At 68.9% G+C, this 24712-nt stretch carries 28 protein-coding genes; 9 read left to right on the top strand and 19 right to left on the bottom strand.

The genetic code is table 11. The features are described from left to right. Window positions 1-10: 10 nt before the first annotated feature. From ACK4SG_RS08180 to ACK4SG_RS08150, 7 genes are all read right to left on the bottom strand, one after another. On the bottom strand, window positions 11-1387 hold the full coding sequence (locus tag ACK4SG_RS08180) for a leucyl aminopeptidase family protein (protein WP_409601228.1): 1377 nt from the start codon (window positions 1385-1387) through the stop codon (window positions 11-13). After that, a complete protein-coding gene (locus ACK4SG_RS08175) occupies window positions 1384-2097 on the bottom strand; it encodes an HAD family hydrolase (RefSeq protein ID WP_409601227.1) in 714 nt (237 codons plus the stop codon). Before ACK4SG_RS08175 ends, ACK4SG_RS08180 begins: the two co-directional genes overlap by 4 nt. A gap of 40 nt (window positions 2098-2137) precedes the next feature. Continuing rightward, window positions 2138-3259 (bottom strand): AI-2E family transporter, encoded by a 1122-nt coding sequence (locus tag ACK4SG_RS08170; RefSeq protein WP_409601226.1) that lies wholly within the window; start codon window positions 3257-3259, stop codon window positions 2138-2140. Then, window positions 3256-3561 carry a hypothetical protein gene (locus ACK4SG_RS08165; protein WP_409601225.1) on the bottom strand — a complete coding sequence of 102 codons (306 nt, stop codon included), beginning with the start codon at window positions 3559-3561 and terminating at the stop codon, window positions 3256-3258. Before ACK4SG_RS08165 ends, ACK4SG_RS08170 begins: the two co-directional genes overlap by 4 nt. After that, window positions 3558-4016, bottom strand: coding sequence for a phage holin family protein (locus ACK4SG_RS08160; RefSeq protein ID WP_409601224.1), 459 nt, complete (start codon window positions 4014-4016; stop codon window positions 3558-3560). The genes ACK4SG_RS08165 and ACK4SG_RS08160 overlap by 4 nt, the downstream gene beginning before the upstream one ends. Before the next feature lie 95 nt (window positions 4017-4111). Continuing rightward, window positions 4112-4468 carry a hypothetical protein gene (locus ACK4SG_RS08155; RefSeq protein WP_409601223.1) on the bottom strand — a complete coding sequence of 119 codons (357 nt, stop codon included), beginning with the start codon at window positions 4466-4468 and terminating at the stop codon, window positions 4112-4114. Between the two features lie 59 nt (window positions 4469-4527). Beyond that, window positions 4528-5961, bottom strand: a complete 1434-nt coding sequence (locus ACK4SG_RS08150) for a Do family serine endopeptidase (RefSeq protein ID WP_409601222.1) — start codon at window positions 5959-5961, stop codon at window positions 4528-4530. 542 nt (window positions 5962-6503) lie between these two features. Here ACK4SG_RS08150 and ACK4SG_RS08145 point away from each other — a divergent pair. The 5 genes from ACK4SG_RS08145 to ACK4SG_RS08125 all read left to right on the top strand — a co-directional run bounded on the left by ACK4SG_RS08145 (window position 6504) and on the right by ACK4SG_RS08125 (window position 12510). After that, on the top strand, window positions 6504-8654 hold the full coding sequence (locus tag ACK4SG_RS08145; RefSeq protein ID WP_409601221.1) for an adenosylcobalamin-dependent ribonucleoside-diphosphate reductase: 2151 nt from the start codon (window positions 6504-6506) through the stop codon (window positions 8652-8654). 114 nt (window positions 8655-8768) lie between these two features. Next, on the top strand, window positions 8769-9323 hold the full coding sequence (locus tag ACK4SG_RS08140; RefSeq protein ID WP_409601220.1) for a hypothetical protein: 555 nt from the start codon (window positions 8769-8771) through the stop codon (window positions 9321-9323). Window positions 9324-9398: 75 nt separating this feature from the next. Next, entirely contained in the window at window positions 9399-10172 is a 774-nt protein-coding gene (locus tag ACK4SG_RS08135) for an NrdJb (RefSeq protein WP_409601219.1), read from the top strand. Between the two features lie 83 nt (window positions 10173-10255). Further along, on the top strand, window positions 10256-11536 hold the full coding sequence (locus ACK4SG_RS08130) for an NRAMP family divalent metal transporter (protein ID WP_409601218.1): 1281 nt from the start codon (window positions 10256-10258) through the stop codon (window positions 11534-11536). Window positions 11537-11760: 224 nt separating this feature from the next. Further along, window positions 11761-12510, top strand: coding sequence for an energy transducer TonB (locus tag ACK4SG_RS08125; protein WP_409601217.1), 750 nt, complete (start codon window positions 11761-11763; stop codon window positions 12508-12510). Window positions 12511-12559: 49 nt separating this feature from the next. Here ACK4SG_RS08125 and ACK4SG_RS08120 read toward each other — a convergent pair whose 3' ends face one another. Then, the gene (locus ACK4SG_RS08120; RefSeq protein WP_409601216.1) at window positions 12560-13450 is read right to left on the bottom strand and encodes an endonuclease/exonuclease/phosphatase family protein; all 891 of its coding nucleotides are present in this window, start codon (window positions 13448-13450) and stop codon (window positions 12560-12562) included. A gap of 105 nt (window positions 13451-13555) precedes the next feature. Then, window positions 13556-13729, bottom strand: a complete 174-nt coding sequence (locus ACK4SG_RS08115) for a DUF1328 family protein (RefSeq protein WP_409601215.1) — start codon at window positions 13727-13729, stop codon at window positions 13556-13558. A gap of 161 nt (window positions 13730-13890) precedes the next feature. Here ACK4SG_RS08115 and ACK4SG_RS08110 point away from each other — a divergent pair, with 161 nt between their 5' ends. From ACK4SG_RS08110 to ACK4SG_RS08100, 3 genes are all read left to right on the top strand, one after another. Further along, window positions 13891-14973, top strand: coding sequence for a M28 family peptidase (locus ACK4SG_RS08110; protein ID WP_409601214.1), 1083 nt, complete (start codon window positions 13891-13893; stop codon window positions 14971-14973). Window positions 14974-15061: 88 nt separating this feature from the next. Continuing rightward, window positions 15062-15604, top strand: a complete 543-nt coding sequence (locus tag ACK4SG_RS08105; protein ID WP_409601213.1) for a lipocalin family protein — start codon at window positions 15062-15064, stop codon at window positions 15602-15604. Between the two features lie 5 nt (window positions 15605-15609). After that, entirely contained in the window at window positions 15610-15804 is a 195-nt protein-coding gene (locus ACK4SG_RS08100) for a CPXCG motif-containing cysteine-rich protein (RefSeq protein WP_409601212.1), read from the top strand. 125 nt (window positions 15805-15929) lie between these two features. On the opposite strand, the gene rpmG is transcribed toward ACK4SG_RS08100, so the two are convergent. From rpmG to rsmG, 8 genes are all read right to left on the bottom strand, one after another. After that, window positions 15930-16094, bottom strand: a complete 165-nt coding sequence (gene rpmG / locus ACK4SG_RS08095) for a 50S ribosomal protein L33 (protein WP_114960770.1) — start codon at window positions 16092-16094, stop codon at window positions 15930-15932. Window positions 16095-16107: 13 nt separating this feature from the next. Continuing rightward, window positions 16108-16344: a 50S ribosomal protein L28 gene (gene rpmB, locus ACK4SG_RS08090; protein WP_187571696.1), complete on the bottom strand. Its 237-nt coding sequence runs from the start codon at window positions 16342-16344 to the stop codon at window positions 16108-16110. A gap of 246 nt (window positions 16345-16590) precedes the next feature. Beyond that, a complete protein-coding gene (locus ACK4SG_RS08085; RefSeq protein WP_409601357.1) occupies window positions 16591-18324 on the bottom strand; it encodes a DUF885 domain-containing protein in 1734 nt (577 codons plus the stop codon). A 123-nt stretch (window positions 18325-18447) separates the two neighbouring features. Continuing rightward, a complete protein-coding gene (locus tag ACK4SG_RS08080; protein WP_409601356.1) occupies window positions 18448-18771 on the bottom strand; it encodes a lipid-A-disaccharide synthase N-terminal domain-containing protein in 324 nt (107 codons plus the stop codon). A gap of 23 nt (window positions 18772-18794) precedes the next feature. After that, window positions 18795-19526 carry a glycosyltransferase family 2 protein gene (locus tag ACK4SG_RS08075; RefSeq protein ID WP_409601211.1) on the bottom strand — a complete coding sequence of 244 codons (732 nt, stop codon included), beginning with the start codon at window positions 19524-19526 and terminating at the stop codon, window positions 18795-18797. Between the two features lie 13 nt (window positions 19527-19539). Further along, the gene (locus ACK4SG_RS08070) at window positions 19540-20481 is read right to left on the bottom strand and encodes a ParB/RepB/Spo0J family partition protein (RefSeq protein WP_409601210.1); all 942 of its coding nucleotides are present in this window, start codon (window positions 20479-20481) and stop codon (window positions 19540-19542) included. Next, on the bottom strand, window positions 20478-21272 hold the full coding sequence (locus tag ACK4SG_RS08065) for a ParA family protein (protein WP_374557274.1): 795 nt from the start codon (window positions 21270-21272) through the stop codon (window positions 20478-20480). The genes ACK4SG_RS08070 and ACK4SG_RS08065 overlap by 4 nt, the downstream gene beginning before the upstream one ends. A 60-nt stretch (window positions 21273-21332) precedes the next feature. Further along, a complete protein-coding gene (gene rsmG / locus ACK4SG_RS08060; RefSeq protein ID WP_409601209.1) occupies window positions 21333-21974 on the bottom strand; it encodes a 16S rRNA (guanine(527)-N(7))-methyltransferase RsmG in 642 nt (213 codons plus the stop codon). Between the two features lie 172 nt (window positions 21975-22146). On the opposite strand from rsmG, the gene ACK4SG_RS08055 reads away from it, so the two are divergent. Next, complete coding sequence (locus ACK4SG_RS08055) at window positions 22147-22395, top strand: GlsB/YeaQ/YmgE family stress response membrane protein (protein WP_409601208.1); 249 nt, start codon at window positions 22147-22149, stop codon at window positions 22393-22395. Window positions 22396-22471: 76 nt separating this feature from the next. Here ACK4SG_RS08055 and xth read toward each other — a convergent pair whose 3' ends face one another. Together xth and ACK4SG_RS08045 are read right to left on the bottom strand one after the other, a co-directional pair. Continuing rightward, window positions 22472-23242, bottom strand: a complete 771-nt coding sequence (xth, locus tag ACK4SG_RS08050) for an exodeoxyribonuclease III (protein WP_409601207.1) — start codon at window positions 23240-23242, stop codon at window positions 22472-22474. Between the two features lie 23 nt (window positions 23243-23265). Continuing rightward, window positions 23266-24678, bottom strand: coding sequence for a coniferyl aldehyde dehydrogenase (locus ACK4SG_RS08045; RefSeq protein WP_409601206.1), 1413 nt, complete (start codon window positions 24676-24678; stop codon window positions 23266-23268). Window positions 24679-24712: the final 34 nt, after the last annotated feature.

Here is a 24712-nt window from a genome sequence, read left to right as displayed (position 1 = left end):
TGCGCCCGGCTCAGACGTCGGCGCGCGCTTTCAGCAGCGCGTAGGCGGCACGCAGGCCCTGTGCCTCGCCGCCGGCCGGGCGGCCCGGGCGGTCGCTGTCGTTCCAGGCATAGACATCGACATGGCCCCAGCGCACGCCTTCGTCGACAAAACGCTCGAGGAACAGCGCGGCGGTGACGCTGCCGGCCATGGTGCTGTTGCTGCTGTTGGCCAGATCGGCGATGCCGCTGGTGAGGTAGCGCAGGTACGGCCGCCACAACGGCATCCGCCATAGCGGATCGCGCACCCGCTGCCCGGCGGCCAGCCAGTCGTTGGCCAACGCCTCGTCGTTGGCGTACAGCGCAGGCAGGTCCGGGCCCAACGCGATGCGCGCGGCGCCGGTGAGGGTGGCGAAGTCCAGCAGCAGATCGGGCGCCAGCTCGCAGGCGCGGGCCAACGCGTCGCACAGCACCAGCCGACCTTCGGCGTCGGTGTTGTCGATTTCGACGCTGATGCCCTTGCGGGTGGCGATGACCTCGCCGGGCCGGAAGGCATTGGGGCCGACGGCGTTCTCCACTGCGGCGATCAGCAGGGTGATGCGCAGCGGCAGCTGGCGCGCCATCACCAGCTCGGCCAGCGCCAGCGCGTGCGCGGCGCCGCCCATGTCCTTCTTCATGTTGCGCATGCCCGCGGCGGCCTTGAGGTCCAGCCCACCGCTGTCGAAGCACACGCCCTTGCCGCACAGCACCACATGCGGATGCGCGGCATCGCCCCAGGTCAGCTCGATGATGCGCGGCGCACGATGCGAGGCGCGGCCGACCGCGTGGATGGCCGGGTAACGCTGCGCCAGCAGGTCGTCACCGGCAATGACCGAGACAGTGGCACCGTGCACGTGTGCGATCGCGCGCGCGGTGGCCTCCAGGTCGTCCGGGCCCATGTGCTCGGTGGGCGTGTTGACCAGGTCGCGCACGCGCACGCAGGCGGCCAGCAGGTCGAAGGTTTCTGCATCGAAGCTGTCCGCCACCAGCTGCGCGGCCGGCGCCGGCTGTGCCTTGTAGCGGGTGAACCGGTACCGGCCCAGGCCCCAGCCCAGCTGCAGCGCGCGCTGCGCACCGCCATCCAGTTCGGCGGCCATCCGCCAGTTGCCAGCGGGTAGCGTGCGCGGTGCATGCGCCCAGGTGAACGGATCCTGGCTGTCGTCCACACCCAGCACCGCTCCGGCCATGCGCCCGTCGCCATCGGCCCAGCTGCACGCCGTGCCGGGGCTCCCGTCGAAACGCTGCGCCGTAAGCCAGGCCTGCACCGGCGCGGGCTGGGCCTGGCACCAGGCGGTGAAATCGGCCTTGCGCACCGCGTGCAGCGGCAGCGCGGCGTCGACGGAAGAAGTGAAACCGGCGGGCAGGGTCATGCGGCGTTCTCGAAGGAGGCGCCCGCGTCCAGCCAATCGGCCAGCGCGGTCAGGGTGGTGACGTGCAGGTCGGCGCGCGGCAGGCCGTCCGGCCAGGCGTGGTCGCCGCGGTCGATCCAGCAGCTGCGCAGGCCGGCGTTGGCGGCCCCGCCCACGTCCATGTGCGGGTGGTCGCCCACGTGCAGCACCTCGGCGGGCGTGACGCCCAGCCGGCGGCAGGCCTCGTGGAACAGGCCGGCGTCGGGCTTGGGCGCGCCGTACTCGCGGGCGCCCAGCTGGAACCGGAACAGGCGGGCGATGCCGATCGCCGCAAGGTCGGCGTTGCCGTTGGTCAGCGCCGCGATCGGCAGGTGGGCGCTGATCCGTTGCAGCCCCGGCAGCGCATCGGGATAGAACTCCACCCGGTTGCGCTCCTGGAAGAAGATCGCATAGGCGGCGCTGGCCAGCGCCGGATCGTCGCCGCTCTCGCGCAGCGCCCGCTCGATGGTCAGCCGGCGCAGCAGGCCCAGGTCGTGGGCATGTTCCGGGAACTCGGCGAACACGCGTTCGCGCAGTGCGCGCATCTCCGCAATGGGAAAGCGCTCGGCGGTGCGTGGACTGTGCGCGACGAACCAGGCGTGTAGGGCGGTCTCGATGCGCTCCCCGATCGGGGCGAACGGCCAGAGGGTGTCGTCGAGGTCGAAGGTGATGGCGCGGATAGGCAGGTTCACAGCTGCATTGTAGGCCGCTCCGGCGCTGCCGGCAGCGCACTCACTCCAGCAGCCGTGCCCAGCCGTCCATGCCGTCCAGCCGCGACAGCACGATCTTCACGCAGACCAGCATCGGCACCGCCAGCAGCAGGCCGATGATCCCCCACAGCCAGCCGAACACCATCAGCGCCAGGATCAGCACCAGCGGCGACAGTGCCATCCGTCGGCCCAGCACGATGGGGGTGACGATCTGCCCTTCCAGCGTGTGCAGGCCCAGGTAGATCGCCGCCGGCAGCAGCGCGCGCAGCGGTACGTCGAACATCGAGAAGCCCATCAGCAGCATCGCCACGATGCCGATCAGTGGACCCACGTAGGGTGCGAAGTTCAGCAGGGTCGCCATGGTGCCCCACAGCAGCGCATCGTCCAGCGGCACGGCCAGCGCGAAGTGCAGGCAGGCTGCAAACACCAGGCCCACCGTCACGTTGATCGCGCTGATGGTCAGCACGTAGCGGCTGACCTCGGTCTCGATCGCCTGCAGGATCTCCACCGTCAGCTTCTTTTTCTGCCGGTCCGGCAGCAGCGCGATCGCGTGCCGCTGCAGGTCCTGTCCGTACACCATGAAGAAAAACGTCAGCAGCACCACCGCCAGCACCGAGGCCATCATCCGCGGCGTGGCGGTCAGCGACTTGTACGGGTCGTTGGCCTCGGTGCGCACCACCTGCACCGGCCGCGTGGTGTTTTCGCCGCCGGCGGCGCGGGCGATGTTCTCGGCCGCCTTGTTGGCGTCCTGCACCGGCTTGGTGAGTTTCTGCAGCCTGGGCGCCAGCGTGCGCAGCTCGCGCGGGGCGTCGCGGACCCACTCGCTGGCGGGGCGCACCAGCTGCAGGCCCAGCAGGAGCGTGAGTGCGATGCCGCTGCTCAGCACCGCCAGCGCGCCGACGAAGCGCGGGATGTGCAGCCGCCGCAGCACACGGAGGATCGGGTTGCCCACCAGCGCGAAGAACATCGCCAGCAGCACTGGCAGGATCAGCGCCTGGCTGGCCCACAGGGTGTAGCCCACCGCCAGCACGGCCAGGACGACCAGCGATATCGGCCCGCGCGGGCGCGGTGGCGGGGCCTGTGATTCGGTGGGCGCCAACGGGCCGGCCTCGCTGACGGGTGTCGCGCTGTCGTGGGGGGTCATGGTGCGGCGTCTGTGCCGGCGCCATCGGCCGGGGCCGCCTGCATGCCGGCCTGCACGCTGGCCAGCAGCGGGGCCAGCGCGCGCAGCAGGGTCAGCAGCCCACCGCTGCCGGCCAGGCGCAGCGGGCGCGCGCGGCCGACGAGGAAGCCTGCCGCCAGCCCCGCGATCACGATTCGTCCCGGCGTCCAGCCGGTGCGCCAGGTGGTGCGCAGCTGCGCCCACTGCTGGCGGGTGCGCGTCTCATGCACCACCACCGCCTGTTCGGCCCGCGCCACCCGGCGTTGCAAGGCATCGAAGTTCACGGCCGGGGCTCCCCGTTGCGGGCGGTGCCGTCCTGCGGCGCGGCCGCGGGCGGAGGCGCCGGGGCCTCGGCCTCGTCCAGGCCGCCCAGCAGGTCCTCCAGCGCGTCCAGCCCCAGGCGTGCCAGCTGGCGCCGGCTGGCCTGCATGCCGGTGTGGCCGAAGTAGCGCACGGCACCCCAGGCAGCCGCGGCCGTCGCGGCGAGGCTCAGCAGCGCGGCCAGCAGCAGTGCGCCCAGCCATGACAGCCCCAGTGCCTGCAGCGCGGCGATCAGCGCGGCCATCAGCAGCAGCCACGCGGAGCCGCCGAATGTCACCGCCAGCGCTACGCACACCGCCGCGCGGGTTGCCGCGGCGCGGGCCAGCGCGAAGTCCGCGGCCAGCAGCACGCGCAGCGCGCGCAGCGTGGCGCGGCCGGCACGCAGGGTAGCTCTGCCTTCCTCGCCAAGACGGTGCAATGTCTGGCTGACCCCGGGCGATGCCGCATCTGCGCCCGTGCGGTCTGCTCCGGGCGCGGTTGTGTCCCCTTGGTGACCGCCGGTCATGCCGCGGCTTACTTGTCGCTGCGGCCGAGCTTGGAAATGATCCAGCCGGCGGCGAAGGCCACGCCGAAGGCGGCCAGTGGGCGCTCGCGGATCAGTTCGGCGGCGCTGTCCAGCAGATCGCGGCCCTTGTCCATCAGCGCGTTGGCCTGTTCACTGGCGGCCCCGCCCAGGTGTTCGGCGGCGCCCAGCCCGGCCACCGCGCCGTCGGCCAGTTCGGCCTTCACCTGCGCCTTGCCCAGCCGCAGCTCGTCGCCCGCTGCGCCGGCGGCGTTCTTCACGGCGCCGCCCGCGGCGCTGGCGGCCTGCTTCAGGTGCGCGCCGGCCTCGCCCAGGTTGCTTTTGACTGCTTCGGTATGTTCGCTCATCTGCCGCATCCTCGGTGGTGGGTAGGTATCAGTGTGGCACCATCGCGGTGATGATCGCGTCAGCGCATGGGCACGTTGTAGGTGCGGCCGTTGCGCAGCAGCTGCAGCACCAGTGCATCGGGCGTGCGCGCCAGGCTGGCGCGGAAGCCCGTCAGGTCCTGGAAATCGCCGGTGCTGGCGGCCAGCACCACGTCGCCCGGCTGCAGGTAGTTCTGCTGCGCGCGGCTGCCGCGCTGCACCTTTTCCACCAGAACGCCACGCAGCCCTTGCCGACGCAGCGATTCGGGCAGCTCGGCGAAACTGGCGCCAGCCAGGCGTGGATCCAACTGGGCGCCTTCCAGCGCCCTGGGCGCTTCATGCAGCCCGCTGGTGATGCGCAGCGGCTTGCCATCGCGGCGCACATCCAGCACCACGGTGGCATCCGGGGTCTGCAGGCCCTGGAAGTTGCGCAGGGCCTCGGCGTTGTCGATCGGCTGGCCGTTGGCGGCCACCACCACGTCGCCCACTTTCAATCCGGCCGCGCCGCCGGCGGAGCCGGGATACACGCGGGTCACCACCGCGCCGCGCGCCTCGGGCACGCCCAGCGCCTGCGCCAGGCGCGCATCCACGTCCTGGGTGTCGATGCCCAGGGTGCCGCGGCGCACCACGCCGCCGGCCAGCAGCTGGTCCTTGATCCGGCTGGCCAGGTTGGACGGAATGGCGAAACCCAGGCCGATGTTGCCGGCCATCGAGCCGCGCGGGTTGAAGCTGGCGGTGTTGATGCCCACCAGCTCGCCGTTGAGGTTCACCAGCGCGCCGCCGGAGTTGCCGGGGTTGATGCTGGCATCGGTCTGGATGAAGTTCTGGTAGCCGGCGCCCGGCAGATTGTTGCGTCCCACCGCGGACACGATGCCGCTGGTCACCGTCTGGCCGACCCCGAACGGATTGCCGATGGCCACCACGAAATCGCCGATCTGCAGCTGGTCGCTGTCCGCTATCGGAATCGCGGTGAGGTTCTGCGCCGGGATGCGCATCAGCGCGATGTCGGTGTCGGCGTCGTTGCCCACGAACTCCGCCTTCAGGGTGCGGCCGTCGGCCAGCGTCACCTGCACCTCGTCGGCGTCCTCCACCACGTGGTTGTTGGTCAGCACCAGGCCGCGGCGGGCGTCGATGATCACGCCCGAGCCCAGCGACTGCGCGATGCGCTCGGCCGGAATGCCGAAGATGCGGCGGAAGATCGGGTCGTCGCCGAACGGCGTGTTCACCCGCACCACCTGCTTGGTGTTCACGCTGACCACCGCCGGCAGCACGCGCTTGAGCATCGGCGCCAGCGAGGGCATCGGCGTGCCGGTGATCGCATTCGGCAGCGCGCCCGTCGCCGGCAGTGCGGTGGCCGCGGACGCGGGCGCCGCTTCGGCCGGCTGCTCCAGCATCAGCTTGATGCCGGTGGCGGCAAAGCCACCGAAAGCGGCGGCGGCGGTGAGGGCAAGCAGGGTCTTGGCGGCGGTCTTCATGCGGCGATACGTGGGGTGGACCTGGCGAAGGAACAAGTATTGCCGAGTCTTGCGACGGCACGCGCAATCGCGGCTGAAGACGGTCCGGGCGGCGCCGGTCCGGCGCCTGCAGGCGCCGCGCTGCAGCATCCGCGCATTCAGTTCCACGCCCGAACGCCCCCGTCATCCGTGGAACCCGCACCGCTGGGCGGTTTCAGCCCGGCGCCCGGAAACGCAAGCCTCCGCCGGCAAATTTTCGCGTTGACTTGGCCCCGGGGCGTGGCTATCGTCCGTCCGGTTGGGCCACTAGATCTAGTGGTTCGTGATTGCAGGAAAACCCAAGGCTAGTGGCGTAGGGGCGCCGCCAGACATGGGGCAACGACGTCGGCAGGGGAGCGGCGCGTGACGAAGCAACAGCTGGCGGCAACGCCATCACATCGAGGAATCTGCAGGCTGCGCGCCCCGCGCGGCCTGCATCGTCGCCCCCGACGGATGCCGGGGGTGGGGCACGGGCAACGGATCCGCCGCAGCGCGGGTCTATAAAGACAGGAGAGTCGAAGGGCATGAGCACGGCAAGGCTGGAAGCAGTGACCACGGACGCGAATCAGGACATCCCGATGCAACCGGCGTCGCTGGACATCTGGGACAAGAAGTACCGCCTGAAGACCAAGCAGGGGGTGCCGCTGGATGCCGACATCGACGGCACCTACAAGCGCGTCGCCAAGGCGCTGGCCGATGCTGAGCCCACCGCCGAGCTGCAGCAGTACTGGCAGGAGCGCTTCACCTGGGCGCTGCGCCGCGGGGCCATTCCCGCTGGCCGCATCACCTCCAATGCCGGTGCGCAGGAGCACAAGCCCGCCACCTCGACGATCAACTGCACCGTCTCCGGCACGATTGAAGATTCGATGGACGGCATCCTGGACAAGGTGCACGAGGCCGGCCTGACCCTGAAGGCCGGCTGCGGCATCGGCTACGAGTTCAGCACGCTGCGCCCGCGTGGCGCGTTCGTGGCCGGCGCCGGCGCCTACACCTCCGGCCCGATGTCCTTCATGGATATCTACGACAAGATGTGCTTCACCGTGTCCTCCGCTGGCGGCCGCCGCGGCGCGCAGATGGGCACCTTCGACGTGTCGCATCCGGACGTGAAGGACTTCATCCGCGCCAAGCGCGAAGACGGCCGGCTGCGCCAGTTCAACCTGTCCCTGCTGATCACCGATGGTTTCATGCAGGCGGTGGAGAACGATGCCGACTGGCCGCTGGTGTTCCCGGTGAACATCAAGGAGCGGGACGACGTCGACCTTGACGATCCGGCGCAGGTGGTCTGGCGGGATTGGCCCACCCACCGCAACTACATCGTCCGCGACGACGGCCTGGTGGCCTGCAAGATCTACGGCCACATCCGTGCCCGCCACCTGTGGGACATGATCATGGTCTCGACGTACGACTACGCCGAGCCTGGGTTCATCCTGATCGACAAGGTCAACGAGATGAACAACAACTGGTGGTGCGAGAGCATCCGCGCCACCAATCCCTGCGGCGAGCAGCCGCTGCCGCCGTATGGCGCCTGCCTGCTGGGCTCGGTCAACCTGACCAAGTTCGTCAAGCACCCCTTCACCGAGCGGGCCACGTTCGACTGGGAGGAATACAAGGAAGTGGTGCGCGTGTTCACCCGCATGCTGGACAACGTGGTCGAGGTCAACGGGCTTCCCTTGCAACAGCAAAGGGACGAGATCATGCGCAAGCGCCGCCACGGCATGGGTTTCCTGGGCCTGGGCAGCACCATGACCATGCTGAGGATGAAGTACGGCAGCAAGGAATCCTGCGAGTTCACCGAGCGCATTGCCCGCGACATGGCGGTGGCCGGTTGGGAAACCGGCCTGGCGCTGGCCCGCGAGAAGGGCCCGGCCCCGATCATGGACGAGGTGTTCACCGTCACCGCCGAGATGCTGCGCAAGCGCCCGGAAATGGTGAAGGACGGCTGGAAGGTCGGCCAGGAGATCCAGGGCAAGACCCTGCACGCCAAGTACAGCCGCTACATGCAGAGGGTGGCCGAGGTGGCGCCGGAACTGGTGGAGGAGCTGGCCGAGGTTGGCGCCCGCTTCACCCACCACAGCTCCATCGCGCCCACTGGCACCATCTCGCTGTCGCTGGCCAACAACGCCAGCAACGGCATCGAGCCCAGCTTTGCCCACCACTACAGCCGCAACGTGATCCGCGAGGGCAAGAAGACCAAGGAAAAGGTGGACGTGTACAGCTACGAGCTGCTGGCCTACCGGCACCTGGTCAACCCGAAGGCGATGCCGTTCTCCGATGACCCGGACGCCAAGCTGCCGGACTACTTCATCGCCGCCGACGACATCAGCCCGAAGGAGCACGTGGACGTGCAGGCCGCGGCGCAGAAGTGGGTGGACAGCTCCATCTCCAAGACCGCCAACGTCCCCACGGATTACCCGTACGAGGACTTCAAGGACATCTACCGCTACGCCTACCAGCAGGGCCTGAAGGGCTGCACCACCTTCCGCTTCAACCCGGCTGCCTTCCAGGGCGTGCTGGTGAAGGAAGCCGACCTGGAGAACACCACCTACCGCTTCGAACTGGAGGACGGCAGCGTGGTGGAGGTGAAGGGCAACGAGCAGATCGAATACGACGGCGAGCTGCACACCGCGGCCAACCTCTTCGACGCCCTCAAGGAGGGGTACTACGGCAAGTTCTGAGGTCGCGCCACGGCGGCGCGTGCGGCAGGCCGGAAGCGACCGCTGCACGCGCGCCCGGGCGGGTATAGGATCGCGCTGTTGTACCCACCAACCCACGCCCCTTGAGGAGGGCCTATGAGCAATGGAGATGGAGTGACGGCAGCGCTGTCGGATGCCGTTGAAACTGCGAAAGAGAAGGTCGCCGAAGTGAGCGGCGCCGTGGCCAGCACCGCCAGCGCCACCGTGGCAAAGGCGAAGCAGGCCGCCAAGTCCGCCGAGAAGAAGGTCAAGACCGAAGTGGCCAAGGCGAAGAAGGCGGTCAAGAAGACCGTCGCTGTGGCCAAGAAGAAGCTCGCCACCGCCAGCAAGGACGCCAAGAAGGAAGTGGCCAGCTTGAAGAAGAAGGTGGCCGCGAAGAAGGCGGCGACCAAGAAGGCCATCGCCAAGAAGCCCGCTGCCAAGAAGGTCGCGAAAAAGGCGGCCAAGCCGGCGGCAAAGAAGGCGCCGGCCAAGAAGGCCGTCGCCAAGAAGGCCGTCGCCAAGAAGGCCGTGGTGAAGAAAGCTCCGGCGAAGAAGGCGCCCGCCAAGAAGGCGGTGAAGAAAGCCGCACCCGCCAGGAAGGCCGTCGCCAAGAAGGCGCCCGCGAAGAAAGCCGTGAAGAAGGCCGCCAAGAAGGCCTCGAAGAAGTAAGCCTGTCCCTGCGCCCGCCCGGTACGCCGGGCGTGGCGCGCAACCCGCAACGCACAGACAGCCAGAGTCAGGACCATGACCGTCAGGATCGAGAAGAAAATCAAGGGCTACGCCGTCGTCACCGCGGACGACAAGGCGAAGGAAAGCGCCAAGGCCGCGGAGGTCGCCGCGCCGGTCGCCGCCCCCGACGACAACGTGATCCAGATGCACGAGCGCATCGAGCGCCCGGAAGTCCTGGTCGGCAGTACCTACAAGATCAAGTCGCCGCTGGTGGAACACGCCATGTACGTGACCATCAACGACATCGTGCTCAACGCCGGCACCGAGCACGAACACCGCCGCCCGTTCGAGATCTTCATCAACAGCAAGTCGATGGAGCATTTCCAGTGGATCGTGGCGCTCACCCGCATCATGTCCGCCGTATTCCGCAAGGGCGGCGATGTCACCTTCATCGTCGACGAGATGAAGGCCGTGTTCGACCCGCGCGGCGGCTACTTCAAGGCCGGCGGCGTGTACATGCCGTCCCTGGTGGCGGAGCTGGGCAGCATCGTCGAGGACCACCTGAAGTCCATCGGCATGCTGCACGACCCGGAGATGAGCGAGCACCAGCGCGCGCTGATCGCCGAGAAGCGCAAGCAGTTCGAGGCGCGCTCAAAAAAAAACGCTGAGTCCGGCCCGGCCGGCCTGATGAGCAGCGCCGACGAGCATCCGGAAGACATCGCCGTGACCGGCGACGGCGCCAGCTTCCCGCCCAGCGCCACCATGTGCCACAAGTGTTCGACCAAGGCGCTCGTGCTGATGGACGGGTGTGCGACTTGTTTGAATTGTGGGTACAGCAAGTGCGGGTAAGCGTTACGCGCAGCTGAGTCACAGCAGCGGGGCCAGGTTCGGAAGTGAACTTGGCCCCGTTTTTATTCCCGAGAGCATCGAAAATGAAAAAAGGCGTCGTCCCCCGTGTTTATTCGCGCCTTGGGCCGGGCCTGATCACCGGGGCCGCTGACGATGACCCCAGCGGGATTGCAACGTATTCGCAGGCGGGCGCGCAGTTCGGTTTCAGTCTGGCATGGACGCTGTTTCTGACCGCGCCGCTGATGATCGGCATCCAGATGCTGTCGGCGCGGATCGGCTGGGTGACGGGTGAGGGGTTGGCCGCCAACATCCGCAAGATGTGTCCGCGCTGGCTTGCGGTCTTTTTGATCGCCCTGCTGGTCGTCGCCAATACCATCAACATCGCTGCGGATATCGGGGCGATGGGTGAGGCGCTGCGCATCCTGGTGGGTGGCAAACTGGCGGTTTATGTGATTGGCTTTGGCGCGCTGAGTATCGCGACGCAAGTGTTTTTCTCGTATGAACGCATCGTGCGCATTCTCAAATGGCTGACGCTTGGGCTGTTTGCCTATGTCGCCGTTGTCTTGAGCGTGTCGGTGCCGTGGCGACTGGCGATCTCGCAATCGTTTCTACCGTGGGAATACTTTCCGGCCCATGGCTCGCTCAGCACGTACGCTGCCATGGTCGTTGCGGTGTTGGGGACCACCATCAGCCCCTATCTGTTCTTCTGGCAAGCCGCACTGGAAGTTGAAGACAGCAATCGACGGCCTGGCGCGGCCGAACTGAAGGCCAACCCGGACTATGCGGCGGAGCACCTGTCGCGCATCAAGGTGGATACCGTCGTTGGCATGGTGTTCTCCAATCTCATTGCGCTCTGCATTGTGATTGCAACTGCCGTCACCCTGAACCAGCAGGGCATCACCGATATCCAGACGTCCTCCCAGGCGGCGCAAGCATTGCGTCCGGTGGCCGGCGAGTTTGCCTTTCTGCTGTTCGCGCTGGGCATTATCGGCACTGGCCTGCTGGCCGTGCCGGTTCTGGCAGGTTCCGCCGCTTACGCCATCAGCGAACTGGTTGGCTGGAAGGCAGGCCTGTCAAGCGGCTTCCGCGAAGCACGCGGATTTTATCTGATCATCGCTGTCGCCACCGGCATCGGCACTCTGATGAGCGTGTTCGACTTCGACCCCATCAAGGCGCTGGTCTGGAGTGCTGTCGTCAATGGCGTGATCTCGGTGCCGATCATGGCGGTGATGATGATGATCGGGCAGTCAACAAAGATCATGGGGCAATCGACCATTACCCTGCGGCTCAAACTGCTTGGCTGGGCCGCCACCGGGGTGATGGGTGCGTCGGTGGTATTCATGTTTGTGACCATCGGCCAATGAATGGTCGACTAGAAACCGGGTCAGGAGTGAGCGCGCCCCTGTTTCTGGCAGCACGCTGCGCACCTACCATCCGGGCGGGGTGGTGGATCGAGATGGAAGGGATGGATGAGGTCTCCTGGGCGTATTGAAGGGGGATCGCTCGCGCGAGGTTGTGGTGCATGCGGCGCCCTGATAGAACCGGCCTTTCGGCATGAGCGAGTTCGTGGGAGCGTGGCATGAGGGGGATGACCGCCAAGGCAGCAGCGCTGTTGGCAGGGGTGATGTTGATGGCCGGTGCCCTTCAGGCCGATGCCCGCGGCGGCGCGAAACCGGCGCCGCTCCAGTTTGATTTTGATTTCGAGGCAACCGTGCAGGCGGACGGCAGCGTTACCGATGTCCGGCCCGACCCGGCCTTGCCCGAGGCGATCCAGACGCTGGTACGGCAGCGCGTGGCCACGTGGCGATATTCGCCCACACGCTGGCAGGGCACGGCCGAGGCGTCCACCGTCACGGAGCGGATCAGGGCGGAGGCCGTACCCACCCGCGAGGGCGGCTTTGCGCTACGGATCATCGAAGTGACCGGGCAAGTCCGGACCGCACCAGCGAATAGTCGCGCGGCTGCTATGCCGATGCCGCCGCCCCGGTTCCCGCCGGAGCTGATGCGCAAAAACGTCAATGCGGTGCTGGTGTATGACGTCCTGTTCGGCAAGGACGGGATCCCGCATGACGTCAAGCTGATCTATCCGAGCGAGCCGGATAGCACGATCAAGCGACTGGACGAGGCGTCGCGCGAAGCGATGCGCCAGTGGGTGGCGCCCAAGACTTTTGGAGGAGCGCCGATCGCTTGCCGCGTCGAGGTGCCCATCATCTTCGCCACGACGCTGGATGCGACTTTGCTCCACGCCCCACCCGAGGTAAGCGCGATGTTCGAGGCTTATGCCGATCGCTGCCCGGTGGCGAAGCTCGAAACCCCGGTGGCTGGTACGTTTCTCTGACGCGGCCTGGGCGGCGTCCTGGTGCGATGGGCACGCGCCGCCAGAGGCCTCAGCGCGCCTCCAGCCGCGCGCGGATGGCGCAATGGTCGCTCAGGGGGGCGCCGCTGTAGGTTGCTTCCTGGAACTGCACCAGCGCCGGGGTGGCGCGGCGGTCCAGCACGATGTGGTCGATGAAGTCGCGGTAGCGCGGGTTGCAGCGGGCAGGTTGACCGCCGGCGGCATCGGCCAGGTCGGCATTGGCGGGATTGCCGTCGTCCCACTCGGCCCAGGCCGCGTCGTCGGGCAGGGCCAGGCGGCGGTTGAAATCACCCAGCACCGCGAAGCGCAGGGGTTCGGCGGCGCGTGCGTCGATCCAGCGCTCCAGCACCGGCACCTGCTGGAAGAAGGTGGTGCAGGCCTCGTTGCGGTTGCCGGCGCTGCATCCGGATTTCAGATGCACCGAAAGCAGGCGGATTGGCGTGCCGCCGGCCGGGCGCACCACCACGTCCACGCCGGAGCGCAGGTCCGGGTTGCCCAGCTGCAGGTCGGTCAGGTCGGGCTGGCGGGTGAAGGCCAGCGTCTTGCGGATGGCGAAGCCGGTGCGTTGCGCCCGGAGGGTGTGCGCCGGATCGCCGGCGCAGGCACCGTTGCGGCCGCTGCCCACGCGGTCTTCGATCACCACGGTGTACCGCGCGGGGTCGAACACCCGCTCCGCGGCGGTGCGCGATTCCACTTCCTGGAAGGCAATCACGTCCGCCTGCAGCGCGTCGGCGTATGCGCGCATCGCGGCGTAGTCGGCGTCGGTGCGCGGCCGGCAGCCGGTGCCGTTGCGCTCGGCCAGGTGCTCCATGTTCCAGCTGGCCAGGGTCAGCGTGGCGGCCGGTGCGTCGGGGCGATCCTGCGGCGCGGTGCAGGCGGCGGCAAGCAGGCAGAGGGCGAGAGTGAGGGCGGTGCGCGTCATCGCCGTAGTAGACCACGCCGGCAGGCGGCGCAGAACGGGACCGTCCGCACTTTACCGGCGCGCCCGGCCGTGCTCCGGCCGCGCCCCACGCGTCAGGTGATCTTCTCAGGTGATCTTCCGGAAAATCGTCACCCCCAGCAGGAACAGCACCACCGCGATGGCCAGCGCGGCGAAGAACAGGAACTTGGCAATGCCGATGAAAGCGCCGCCCAGGCCGCCAAAGCCCAGTGCGCCGGCAATCAGGCCAAGGATGGCGAAGATGATGGCCCACTTGATCATGGTGTTGTTCCTCCTGGAAGAGAGGCCATACGCTAGAAGGTGCCGGGTAGTGATGGCGTGATGGCACCGATCCAGCGGCCACGCAAGGGGCGTTGGTTGCCCCCGCCGGGCGACCCTGCGGGGCTAGACTCCGGGTTCCTATTCCGATCCGAGGCCGTCCCATGTCCCTAGTCCGGCACGCGCGCGTCGCCCTGGCCGCCGCGCTTCTCGTGGCCTCCGCCGCCCAGGCGGGCACGCCCGCCTTGCCGGAGGAGCAGGCGCATTGGCTCTCCACCATTTCGGCGAACACGCTGCGCGGGAACCTGTCGTTCCTGGCCTCCGATGCGCTGGAAGGCCGCGGCACGCCGTCGCGTGGGCTGGATATCGCCGCCGAGTACATCGCGGCCCAGTTCCGCGCGGCGGGGCTGGAGCCGCTGGGCGACGACGGCTACTTCCAGACCGCGGACTGGCGCGAGATCGCGCCCAAGCGGGAGATCGCCAAGTACGCCGATGCCCCACAGCCGCTGAAGGTGCGCAACGTGGTGGGCCTGCTGCGCGGCTCCGACCCCGAGTTGTCGAAGACCTACGTGCTGGTGACCGCCCACTACGACCACCTGGGCGTGCGCGAGGGCAACGGCGACGACGCCATCTACAACGGCGCCAACGACGACGGCAGCGGCACCGTCTCGGTGATCGAGCTGGCGCGCGCGTTTGCGGCGCGCAAGGAGCGCCCCAAGCGCAGCATCGTGTTCATGACCGTGTTCGGCGAGGAGCACGGCCTGGTGGGCTCGCGCTACTACGGCGCGCATCCGCTGGTGCCGGTGGCCGCCACCGTGGCCAACATCAACCTGGAGCAGATCGGCCGCACCGACGACAGCGAGGGCCCGCAGGTGCGCGCCGCCGCGGTCACCGGCGCCGACTACTCCGACGTGGGCGACGTGCTGCGCCAGGCCGGCGAGCGCACCGGCATCCGCATTACCAGGCATCCGGTCAACAGCGACCGCTACTTCGCCTACAGCGACAACCAGGCGTTGGCCGACCTCGGCGTGCCGTCCCACACCGTCAGCGTGGCGTACGCATTCCCGGACTACCACGGCGCCGCCGACACCTGGGACAAGATCGACTACGACAACATGGCCGCCGTCAACCGCGCCGTGGCGCTGGCGCTGCTGACCATCGCCAACGACCCGCGCGCGCCGCAGTGGAATGCCGCCAACCCGAAGACCGCCAAGTACGTGGAGGCGGCAAGCAAGTTGCGTCCCTGATCCCGCGGATGGCGCCACGGCGCGGCGTTCACCGGGCCGCTACGCCGTGGCCGCCACCATGAGCCTCCACCCATCGCAAGGGATCGCCATGCTTCGTTACCTGCCGCTTGCGTTCGTTTTGGCCTCGGGTCCTGCCGTGGCACAGGACGCGACGTTGCCCAACACTCCGGTGCCCGCGCTGGACCTGCAGCGCTACGCCGGTACCTGGCACGAGATCGCGCACCTGCCGCTGTTCTTCCAGCGCAACTGCGCCGCCAATACCACCGCCACCTACACGGTCCGCCCGGACGGGCGCGTCACCGTGCGCAACGCCTGCGACACGGACACGGGCAAACCGCTGGTGTCGGAAGGCGTCGCGCGTCCGGTGCCCGGCCAGCCGGGTGCCCTGCAGGTGCGGTTTGCACCGGCCTGGCTGGGCTGGCTGCCGATGGTCTGGGCCGACTACTGGGTGGTCGAGCTGGACCCCGAGTACCGCTGGGCGGTGGTGGGCGGCCCGTCGCGCAAGTACCTGTGGATCCTCTCGCGCACGCCGACGCTGCCGCGCGATCAGTTCGACGCCCTGCGTGAGCGCGCCGCCCGCCGCGGCTATCCCGTCGAGCGCCTGGTCCAGGCCGGCCGGACGGTGGAGTGAGGGCCATGACCCTGCTGGACTTCCAGGACATCGATTGCCCGTACTGCGGCGAGCCGATCACGCTGGCGCTGGATGCCAGTGCGGGCGCACAGCGCTACATCGAGGACTGCGCCGTCTGCTGCCGTCCGATCACGGTGGTGCTGGAGGTGGACGATGACGGCGTGGCCTCCGCGGTCGGTTACGCGCAGGACGACGCCTGAAGGCGCGGGATTTCCGCCGCGCTGCCCTGCGGGCTGGCGGCGGGAGCGGCGCAAAAGAGAAACCCGCCTTGCGGCGGGTTTCCTGGAAGGATGCAGGGCGGGCACGCGGGGCGCCCACCGGAGCATCACTTGATCTTGCCTTCCTTGTACATCACGTGCTTGCGAACGACGGGGTCGTACTTGCTGACCTCCATCTTGTTCGGCGTGTTCTTCTTGTTCTTGTCGGTGGTGTAGAAGTGGCCGGTACCGGCCGAGGAGATCAGGCGGATCTTGTCGCGCTTGCTAGCCATGGTGCAGTCCTCCTCAGACCTTTTCGCCCTGCTTGCGCAGGTCGGCCAGGACGGCATCGATGCCGTTCTTGTCGATGGTGCGCAGCGCGGCGGTGGAAACACGGAGCTTGACCCAACGGTTCTCCGAGGCGACCCAGAAACGGCGCTCGTGGAGGTTGGGCTGGAAGCGACGACGCGTCTTGCGGTTGGAGTGCGAGACGTTGTTGCCGGTCGTCGTGCGCTTGCCGGTGACTTGGCAGACTTTGGACACTGGGCACCTCGATGGTGTTTGGGATGTCGCCCGTAGCCCGGGAGACGGCGGCCCCGGCGCGCACCCCGAAAGGGACGAGCCGCACGATGCGGGAGGAAAACCGCGCTGCCGGCAGCGGGCCGAATCGTGCTTCGGGCCCGGCCGGAACCGGCCGGGCAGGCGGGTTCGGACGCAGCGAGCCGCGCATTATGCGGGCAAACGCCTTTTCAGGCAAGCACTTGGCGCCGGTGCGGATGCGGACAGGCTTCAGTGGGTGGCGGCGGCCTTGGCGGAAGCGATGTAGGTCCGGATCTGGCTCTCCAGCACCGGCAGCGGCACCGAGCCCTGAGCCAGCACCGCGTCGTGGAAGGCGCGCACGTCGAAGGCCGGTCCCAGCGCGGCTTCGGCTTCGCGGCGCAGCCGCATCAGGGTCAGCTCGCCCAGCTTGTAGCTCAGCGCCTGGCCGGGCCAGCTGATGTAGCGATCCACCTCGGTGGTGACCTCGTGCTCGGACAGCGCGGTGTTGTCGCGCAGGTAGGCCTGTGCCTGCGCGCGGGTCCAGCCCTGGTGGTGGATGCCGGTATCGATCACCAGCCGGCAGGCGCGCCACATCGCGTAGGTCAGCCGGCCGAAATCCTCGTAGGGCGTCTCGTAGATGCCCATCTCCCTGCCCAGCCATTCACTGTACAGGCCCCAGCCCTCGCCGTAGGCGCTGATATAGACCTTGCGGAACCCCGGCAGTGCCCCCTGCTCGCGTACCAGTTGCTGTTGCAGCGAATGTCCGGGCGCGGATTCGTGCAGGGTCAGCGCCGGCAGGTTGTACAGCGGCCGGGAGGGCAGGTCGTAGGTGTTCACCCAGTAGGTGTCGGCGCCGCCGCGCCCGGCGGTCCAGAACGGGGCGATGGCGGCGGGTACCGGCTCGATGGTGAAGCGGCCGCGCGGCAGGGTACCGATCAGCTTGCCGATCTGGCCGTCCACCCGCTTGCTGATCCAGGCTGCCCGGTAGAGCAGCTCCTGCGGGGTCTTTGCATAAAACCGGGGATCGGAGCGCAGAAAGGTGAGGAAGTCGGCGAAGCGGGTCGCCTTGGAGCGCCCCTGGAAGCCCAGGCCGTCGATGATCGCGTCCATCTCGGCGCGGATCGAGGCGACTTCCCGCAGCCCGATCGCGTGGATCTCCTCGGGCGACAGGTCCAGCGTGGTGTATTTGCGGATCTGCTCGCGGTACCACGCGACACCGTCCGGCATGGCTTCGGCAGCCAGCGTGGTGCGCGCGCCGGGCACGTATTCGTTGCGGAAGAACGCCAGCAGTTTCGCGTAGGCCGGTATCACCGCGTCGCGGATCGCCGCAACACCCTCGGCGCGCAGTGCGGCCTGTTCCGCCACAGGGAGGGTGGCGGGCATCTTTGCGTAGGGCGCGTAGAAGCTGGCGTCCTCGGGATTCACCAGGTCGGCGGTTGCCGCGATCGACACGTCGCGGCCGGCCAGCACCGCGCGTGGCACCGAGAAGCCGCGCGCCAGGCCGGCACGCATGTTGGCGATCTGCTGGTCGAAATAGCGCGGCACGTCGCGCAGGCGCGCGGCGTAGGCGCGATAGGCGGCGGCATCGCGCAGGTCGGCGCGGGCCATGAAGTCCAGGTTCGACCAGAACGCGCTGTCCGAGTTGAATGGCATCTCGTAGTCGCGGAAGCGGAGCTCTGCCGCCATGTGCGCGATCTGCGGGCGGTAGATCGCGTAATTCAGGCGCTCCGCCGGCGACAGGGCGGCGGGATCGATCGCATCCAGCTGGCGCAGCACCCCCTCGAGGTAGGCCAGTTTGCGCGCCTGGGCGTCCGGGCCGACGTCCGGCAGCCGGGTCTGTTGCGCGTCGTCGCCGGCGTCGTTGTCCTCGTCCCAGCCGCTGGCCTGCTGCATCCGCCAGGTCCACTCGGCCTGGTAGAGCGCGCGGAAGGTGGCGTCGGCGGAGGCCTGCTGCGCGGCGGCGGGTGCGGGCGCCTGTGCCATTGCCAATGCGGGCAGCAGGCACAAGGCGAGCAGGCAGGCGCGGAACAAGGCGTTCACGGGGCGGCGGTCCAGGCGGGCGGGGCTTTGGATCGTAGCATCGGCCCGTGCAGTGCCGGGGTGCGCTCAGTGGCTGTTGCGGTCGCGCTTCCAGCCGCGGTGGCGGATGTCCAGGTACAGGCTGTAGCAGGCGGTGAAGCTGGGGAACAGGTTCTGCAGGATGCCGACCGCATCGTTCTTGCCGAAGATGAAATAGGCCAGCGTCATCAGGCTGCCGGCGATGCTCATGTACCAGAACAGTCGCGGGATGACCGGCTTGCCGTGGCGCCTGCTGGCGATGAACTGCACCAGCCAGCGGCCCCCGAACATCAGCGCGCCCACCAACCCGATCAGCTTCCAGGGGCTCATGTGGATGCCGGTCCACGCCAGCGCGGCCAGCGGCGTGTCCATGAAGCCCGGCGGCGGCGCGGCGATCACCGGGGCAACTCCTCCACGGCGGTGCGCCGGCTGCGCTGGATCAGCCAGGCCACGCCCAGCAGGTCCTTGATGCCGACCAGCGCACGGCCAAGGTTGGTGTACTTGGACACGCCGGCGGTGCGATGGCGGTGGTTGACCGGCACGCTGACGGTCTGCCAGCCGGCGCGCTGCATCAGCGCCGGCAGATAGCGGTGCATGTGGTCGAAGTACGGCAGATCCAGGAAGGCCTCGCGTTCGAACAGCTTGATGCCGCAGCCGGTGTCCGGCGTGGCATCGCGCAGCAGGCGGCTGCGGATCGCGTTGGCGAACTTCGAGGCCCAGCGCTTGCTGCCGGAATCCTGGCGGTTGACCCGCCAGCCGGCGAACAGCTTCACCTCGGCAGGCGCGGCATCGCGTTTGGCCAGCAGGTGCGGGATATCGGCCGGGTCGTTCTGGCCGTCGCCGTCCAAGGTGGCGACCCACGGCGCGCGCGCGGCCTTCACGCCATTGCGCACCGCGGTGCTCTGGCCGGCGTTGGTGAGGTGGCGGACCACGCGCAGCTCCGGGGTGGTGGCCTGCAGGTCGCGCAGGCGCTGCAGGGTGGCGTCGCGCGAGGTGTCGTCCACGTAGACGATCTCGAACGCGATCCGGCCACGCAGCGCGGCCAGGATCTCATCGACCAGCGGGGCGACGTTGTCCTCCTCGTTGTGCACGGGGACGACGACGGAAAGTTGCGGCGATCCGCTCATGCAGGCATCGGCCTCAGGGACGGTTGCGCAGGCGCTCGAGCACGCCGTCCAGCGCGTCGAGGTTGGCGTAGTGGATGACCAGCTTGCCTTTGTTACCGCGGCCGTTGAGCACGTTGACCTTGCTGCCCAGCATCTCCGACAGCTCGCGTTCCAGCGCGGCGATGTCGGCCTGCGGCGCCCTCGCCTTGGGCGAGTTCTTCTTCGGCTCGGTCGGTACCTTGCCGGCGGCGAGCTGCTGGACGCGGTGCTCCACCTGGCGCACCGACCAGCCTTCCTCGGCGGCCTGCTTGGCCAGCGAGATCGCCATCGGCTCGGCCAGCGCCAGCAGCGCGCGCGCGTGGCCCATCTCCAGCGCGCCGTTCTGCACCAGCGCCCGCACAGGCTCGGGCAGTTCCAGCAGGCGCAGCAGGTTGGACACCGCCGCGCGCGAGCGGCCCACGGCTTCTGCCGCGGCCGCATGGGTCAGGTCGAATTCGTCGATCAGCCGCTGCAGCGCCTGCGCTTCTTCCAGCGGATTGAGGTCTTCGCGCTGGATGTTCTCGATCAGCGCCATCGCCACCACGGTGCGGTCGTCGACTTCGCGCACGACCACCGGCACTTCGGCCAGGCCCGCGCGCTTTGATGCGCGCCAGCGGCGCTCGCCGGCGATGATCTCGTAGGTGCGGCCGCCCTTGCCGTCCGCACCCAGGCGCTCGCGCACCACGATGGGCTGGATCACGCCCTGCGCGCGGATGGAGGAGGCCAGTTCCTCCAGCTTGGCATCGTCCATGGTGCGGCGCGGCTGGTACTTGCCCGGCACCATCGCGTCCACCGGCAGCGTGCGCAGCACGTCGCCCGGCATCGCCTGCAGCGCCGGCACCTCGGCCGCGGCCTTGGGGCCCAGCAATGCTTCCAGGCCGCGGCCCAGGCCGCGCTTCTTGGCGCCGCCCTTGGCGGCCTCCTTGCCAGCCGTCATGCGGCGCTCTCCTTCTGTTTCTGCGTGCGTTCGCGCTGCCGGCGCAGGACCTCGCCGGCCAGGCCGAGGTAGGCCACGCTGCCGCGGCTGGCCTTGTCGTAGCCAAGGATGCTCTGGCCGTGGCTGGGGGCTTCGGCCAGGCGCACGTTGCGCGGCACGATGGTGCGGAACACGAGGTCGCCGAAGTGGTTGGTCAGCTCGGCCGACACCGCGTTGGCCAGGTTGTTGCGCACGTCGAACATGGTGCGCAGCACGCCCTCGATCTCCAGCGCCGGGTTGAACCGGCCCTTCAGGCCTTCGATGGTGTCGATCAGCGCCGACAGGCCCTCCAGCGCGTAGTACTCGCACTGCATCGGCACCAGCACGGAGTCGGCGGCGGTCAGCGCGTTGAGCGTGAGCACCGACAGCGACGGCGGGCAGTCGATCAGGATGAAGTCGTAATTCCCGCGCACCTTTTCCAGCGCGGCCTTGAGCCGGCCCTCGCGGCCCTCGGCGTCGAGCAGGCGGATCTCCGCGGCGGTCAGGTCGATGTTGCCGGGCAGCAGGTCGTAGCCGTCGGCGCAGCGCACGATGGCCTCGGCCGGCTGCGCCTCGCCCAGCAGCACGTCGGTCACCGAGGCGCCGAGTTCGCGCTTGTCGATGCCGCTGCCCATGGTGGCGTTGCCCTGCGGGTCCAGGTCGGCCAGCAGCACGCGCTTCGGCGTCCGCGCGAGGGCGGCGGCGAGGTTGACGGCGGTGGTGGTCTTGCCGACCCCGCCCTTCTGGTTGGCGATGGCGATGATGCGGGCCATGCGGCGTGTGTTCCCGAGGCTGGGCCTGCGCGGGGCTGGCAGGCGACAGAGGATTATGCCCTATGCCCGCGTGCGGACGATGTCCAGCAGGTGGCGCTCGGCGGCCAGCCCCGGCACGTGCAGCGGGTGGATGGCGGCCACGCCCCAGCCGGGCGGCAGTGCGGCGATCTCGTCGTGGGGCACCACGCCTTTCATCGCCAGCAGCCGGTCATCTGCACCGAGCAGGTGACCGCCCAGCTCCAGGATCAGCGGCAGGGTGGCCAGCGCGCGCGCGGTGATGGCGTCGAAGGTGGCACCGGGCTGGAACGCCTCGATCCGCGATTCGGCCACCTGCACATTGCCCAGCTTGAGCTGGCGCACCGCCTCGCGCAGAAAGCGGGCCTTCTTGCCGTTGCTTTCCACCAGGGTGACCTGGAGGCCCGGCGTGGCGATGGCCAGCGGAATGCCGGGCAGGCCCGGGCCGGTGCCGAGGTCCGCCAACGTGTGCAGGTCGCGCACGAACGGCTGCATCGCCAGCGAATCCAGCAGGTGCTTGGCCAGCATCTCGCGCGGGTCGCGGATGGCGGTGAGGTTGTAGGTGGCATTCCAGCGCTGCAGCAGCGCGAGGTAATCCAGCAGCGGCCCGGCCAGCGCCGGCTCCTGCGAAAGCTGCGCCAGCCCGGCTTCAAGCCCGGGGCGCAGGGCGGCGATATCGACGGTCATGCGCACAGTATGCCGCGCCGCGCGGGTGCCGCCCGGCTGAATGGCTGGTCAGGGACGCGAACGCCGCCGTCACGCCCGGTCCGGGAGACTGGCGTCGTGCCCGGGGCGTTCCGCACCGGGGCATCGCGGAGCGGAATGGCCGCTCCGCGCATTCCCACAGGAGGGCATGTCAATGAGTCTCATCATCTGGTTGGTTATCGGCGGCATCATCGGCTGGCTGGCCAGCATCGTCATGAAGACGGACGCGCAGCAGGGGATCATCCTCAACGTGGTGGTCGGCATCGTCGGTTCGTGGATCGGCGGCTGGCTCATCGCCCCGCTGATCGGTGGCGCCGGCTTCATGGGCTACGTGTCCGCTTTTCTCGGCGCGATCATCCTGCTGGCCATCGTCAACCTGTTCCGTCGCGGCCGCGTGCGCTGACGCGCGGCAGCACGCCGACGTCATGCGAAGGCCCGGCAACTGCCGGGCCTTCGTGTTTACTGCCTCCGCCGATGGCTCAGTCGAGGACGACGAACGCCGGCGCGTGGTCGCTGGGGCGCTCCCAGGTGCGCGGCGTGCGGTCGATGCCAGCCCCGACGGTGGTCCCGCGCAGCGCGTCGGACACCAGCGTCAGGTCGATGCGCAGGCCCAGGTTGCGGCGGAACGCGGCCTGCCGGTAGTCCCACCAGCTGAAGATGCCGCCTTCCTCGCTGTGCAGGCGCAACCCGTCGTGCAGGCCCAGCGCCAGCAGCTGGCGGAGCGCTTCGCGCTCGGGGGTGGAGGTGAGGATGTGGTTGTCGTTCCAGGTGGCCGGGTCGTGCACGTCGCGTGCGTCGGGGGCGATGTTGAAGTCGCCCAGCACCACCAGCTTCGGATGCCGCTGCAGCTCGTCGGCCACCCAGCCCCGCACCGCCTCCAGCCAGCGCAGCTTGTAGGCGTATTTGTCGGTGCCGACGTCCTGCCCGTTGACGACGTACAGATTGATGATGCGCACGCCGCCCACCGTCGCCGCGATGGCGCGCGCCTGCGTGTCCTCGAAGCCCGGGATCGCCACCTGCACGTCCTCGATGGCGCACCCGCGCGCCAAGATCGCCACGCCGTTGTAGGTCTTCTGCCCATGGAAGACGCTGCGGTAGCCGGCCTCCAGCAGCGCATCGTCCGGGAACCGGTGGTCCTCCAGCTTGGTTTCCTGCAGGCCCACCACGTCGGGCGTGAATTCGGCCAGCCATTGCTGCAGCTGCGGTAGGCGGACGTTGAGCGAATTGACGTTCCAGCTGGCGATTTTCATGCCGCGATTCTAATCGTCCCGCCTCAGCGCACGATCAGGTCCAGCAGCCACTGCGCCCTGGAATACGGCGGCTTGAGCAGGTCGCCGCCGGTGCGGCGCGCCTGCCACAGCACCGGCAGCAGCTTGCTCATCGCGTCGAAGCCGGCGCGGCTGTGGTAGGCGCCCATGCCGCTGGCGCCGACACCGCCGAACGGCAGGTCGGGGATGGCGAAGTGGAACAGGGTATCGTTGACGGAGACCCCGCCGGCCACCGTATCGCGCAGGATCCGTTCGACCACCGCGCGGTCATGGCTGAAGGGATACAGCGCCAGCGGACGCTCATGCGCGTTGATGTAGGCGATGGCCTCGTCCAGCGTCGCGTAGGTCTTGAGCGGCAGCAGCGGGCCGAAGATCTCGTCCTGCATCACCTTGGCGTCGTCGCCCGGGTCAAGCAGCACGGTAGGCGGCAGCAGGCGCTGCGCCGGGTCCGCACTGCCGGCCAGGGTGATGGCCGCGATGCCGCGCGCGCGGGCATCGTCCAGGTAGCCCTGCAGGCGCGCGTACTGGCCGTCGTTGATGATGCGGGTGTAGTCGTCGCGGTTGCCGAGGTCGGCACCATAGCGCGCCTGCACCTCCCGGCGCAGCGCGGCGACGAAGGCATCGCGCTTGCCGGCGGGCAGCAGCACGTAATCGGGGGCGATGCAGGTCTGCCCGCAGTTGAACCACTTGCCGGTGGCGATGCGCGCGGCGGCGCGCTCCAGCGGATAGTCGTCGCACAGCAGCACCGGTGACTTGCCGCCCAGCTCCAGCGTCAGCGGTGTCAGGTGCGGCGCGGCGGCGGCCATCACCTTGCGGCCCACCGCGGTGGAGCCGGTGAACACCAGGTGGTCGAAGGGCAGGCCGGCGAAGGCCGCGCCCACGTCCGCGCCGCCGGTCGCCACGGCCACGCGGTCGGCCGGGAACACGTCCGCCAGCAGGTCGCGCAGAAATGCGCTGGTGCGCGGCGTGTGTTCGGACGGCTTCAGATAGACATGGTTGCCGGCGGCGATGGCCGTAGCCAACGGGATCAGCGCCAGGTTGACCGGGTAGTTCCACGGTGCGATCACGCCCACCACGCCCAGCGGCACCGGGCGCACCTGCGCGCGGGCCGGCAGGAAGCGCCAGCCCACGCCCACCCGGCGCGGCTTCATCCACCGGCGCAGGTGGCGGAGCAGGTGGTCGATCTCGTTGAGCGCAGTCATGCCGTCGGCAATCCGGCTCTCGTCCAGCGAACGGTGCCCGAAATCGGCGGCGATGGTGCGCGCCATCTCGTCCAGCCGGCGCTTCAGCGCGGCGCGCAGCCGTAGCAGGTCGTCGCGGCGCTGGTCGAAGTCCGGCTTGCGCTGCTGCCAGGCGGCCCGCAGCTGGTCGAGGGTGGGCTGGAGGGCGTGCAGCCGGGTATCGGTGGCGGTGTCCATACGGGCCAGTGTAGTGCGGCCAGCGGCGGAATCC

Origin of the sequence: Thermomonas sp., assembly GCF_046293095.1 — a bacterium.
Classification (GTDB): domain Bacteria; phylum Pseudomonadota; class Gammaproteobacteria; order Xanthomonadales; family Xanthomonadaceae; genus Thermomonas.
This window is presented reverse-complemented; position numbering and strand designations above follow the sequence as displayed.

Coding starts and splice junctions, on each gene's coding strand:
- ACK4SG_RS08180 (WP_409601228.1), bottom strand. CDS start 1,387: ATGACCCTGCCCGCCGGTTTCACTTCTTCCGTCGACGCCGCGCTGCCG.
- ACK4SG_RS08170 (WP_409601226.1), bottom strand. CDS start 3,259: ATGACCCCCCACGACAGCGCGACACCCGTCAGCGAGGCCGGCCCGTTG.
- ACK4SG_RS08155 (WP_409601223.1), bottom strand. CDS start 4,468: ATGAGCGAACATACCGAAGCAGTCAAAAGCAACCTGGGCGAGGCCGGC.
- ACK4SG_RS08150 (WP_409601222.1), bottom strand. CDS start 5,961: ATGAAGACCGCCGCCAAGACCCTGCTTGCCCTCACCGCCGCCGCCGCT.
- ACK4SG_RS08145 (WP_409601221.1), top strand. CDS start 6,504: ATGAGCACGGCAAGGCTGGAAGCAGTGACCACGGACGCGAATCAGGAC.
- ACK4SG_RS08140 (WP_409601220.1), top strand. CDS start 8,769: ATGAGCAATGGAGATGGAGTGACGGCAGCGCTGTCGGATGCCGTTGAA.
- ACK4SG_RS08135 (WP_409601219.1), top strand. CDS start 9,399: ATGACCGTCAGGATCGAGAAGAAAATCAAGGGCTACGCCGTCGTCACC.
- ACK4SG_RS08130 (WP_409601218.1), top strand. CDS start 10,256: ATGAAAAAAGGCGTCGTCCCCCGTGTTTATTCGCGCCTTGGGCCGGGC.
- ACK4SG_RS08125 (WP_409601217.1), top strand. CDS start 11,761: ATGACCGCCAAGGCAGCAGCGCTGTTGGCAGGGGTGATGTTGATGGCC.
- ACK4SG_RS08120 (WP_409601216.1), bottom strand. CDS start 13,450: ATGACGCGCACCGCCCTCACTCTCGCCCTCTGCCTGCTTGCCGCCGCC.
- ACK4SG_RS08115 (WP_409601215.1), bottom strand. CDS start 13,729: ATGATCAAGTGGGCCATCATCTTCGCCATCCTTGGCCTGATTGCCGGC.
- ACK4SG_RS08110 (WP_409601214.1), top strand. CDS start 13,891: ATGTCCCTAGTCCGGCACGCGCGCGTCGCCCTGGCCGCCGCGCTTCTC.
- ACK4SG_RS08105 (WP_409601213.1), top strand. CDS start 15,062: ATGCTTCGTTACCTGCCGCTTGCGTTCGTTTTGGCCTCGGGTCCTGCC.
- ACK4SG_RS08100 (WP_409601212.1), top strand. CDS start 15,610: ATGACCCTGCTGGACTTCCAGGACATCGATTGCCCGTACTGCGGCGAG.
- rpmG (WP_114960770.1), bottom strand. CDS start 16,094: ATGGCTAGCAAGCGCGACAAGATCCGCCTGATCTCCTCGGCCGGTACC.
- ACK4SG_RS08085 (WP_409601357.1), bottom strand. CDS start 18,324: ATGGCACAGGCGCCCGCACCCGCCGCCGCGCAGCAGGCCTCCGCCGAC.
- ACK4SG_RS08080 (WP_409601356.1), bottom strand. CDS start 18,771: ATGGACACGCCGCTGGCCGCGCTGGCGTGGACCGGCATCCACATGAGC.
- ACK4SG_RS08075 (WP_409601211.1), bottom strand. CDS start 19,526: ATGAGCGGATCGCCGCAACTTTCCGTCGTCGTCCCCGTGCACAACGAG.
- ACK4SG_RS08070 (WP_409601210.1), bottom strand. CDS start 20,481: ATGACGGCTGGCAAGGAGGCCGCCAAGGGCGGCGCCAAGAAGCGCGGC.
- ACK4SG_RS08065 (WP_374557274.1), bottom strand. CDS start 21,272: ATGGCCCGCATCATCGCCATCGCCAACCAGAAGGGCGGGGTCGGCAAG.
- rsmG (WP_409601209.1), bottom strand. CDS start 21,974: ATGACCGTCGATATCGCCGCCCTGCGCCCCGGGCTTGAAGCCGGGCTG.
- ACK4SG_RS08055 (WP_409601208.1), top strand. CDS start 22,147: ATGAGTCTCATCATCTGGTTGGTTATCGGCGGCATCATCGGCTGGCTG.
- xth (WP_409601207.1), bottom strand. CDS start 23,242: ATGAAAATCGCCAGCTGGAACGTCAATTCGCTCAACGTCCGCCTACCG.
- ACK4SG_RS08045 (WP_409601206.1), bottom strand. CDS start 24,678: ATGGACACCGCCACCGATACCCGGCTGCACGCCCTCCAGCCCACCCTC.